The sequence below is a fragment of the Endozoicomonas sp. G2_1 genome, assembly GCF_017744155.1.
Taxonomy (GTDB): domain Bacteria; phylum Pseudomonadota; class Gammaproteobacteria; order Enterobacterales; family Alteromonadaceae; genus JAGHQT01.
Map to the genome: position 1 here is coordinate 1 of NZ_JAGHQT010000044.1, position 624 is coordinate 624.

Annotated in this window: 2 pseudogenes; both read right to left on the reverse strand. The window is 45.8% G+C overall.

The features are described from left to right. A pseudogene (locus J7384_RS19225) lies at positions 1 to 395 on the reverse strand (IS3 family transposase); the annotation flags it as partial. Continuing rightward, positions 395 to 624, reverse strand: a pseudogene (locus tag J7384_RS19230) (IS3 family transposase); the annotation flags it as partial. The pseudogenes J7384_RS19225 and J7384_RS19230, both read right to left, overlap by 1 nt.

Here is a 624-nt window from a genome sequence, read left to right on the forward strand (position 1 = left end):
GCTTCACCATCATGGGTTGGCAAGTACGTAATATCGGCCACCCAAAGCTGCTCGGGGCGTGTCAGTTCAATACCAGATTTTATGATATTGGGATGGCAATGGAAACGGTGATGGCTTTGTGTTGTGCGATGATAAGCATGTTTGTTGGGCACCAGTAATCGGTGCTCACGCAGCAAGCTAAACAAGTGGTCTCGTCCAATGTGCAATCGGGCTATGCTCATTAAGTGTTGCAGTTTCCTTGTGCCAATACGCGGTTGATATAAACGCTCTGTTTGAACAAAAGTGAGTACCTCTTGCTCATGTCGCATTCGCCATTGTTGACGCTCAATGCGCTGATAATAGGCTTGGCGAGAAATACCAAGGAATCGACAAGCCGTCGTGATAGACAGGTTCACTACCGCTTTTTGTTCAATAACTTGCTGCGCTGCTTTTTTGTGATACGAACACCAAAGTCTTTATCAAGTACGTCGACGATTGCTTCAAAGAATTGGGCTTTGAGTTTGGTATCAGCAAGCTCCTGCTCAAGGGCTTTAATCTTTTGCTCTGGTGTCAGTTGTTTAGGTTTGGACATGTGGCTTGTCCTGATGACATAGTTAGGTGTTCCCTTACTCCAATCTAGTCGAC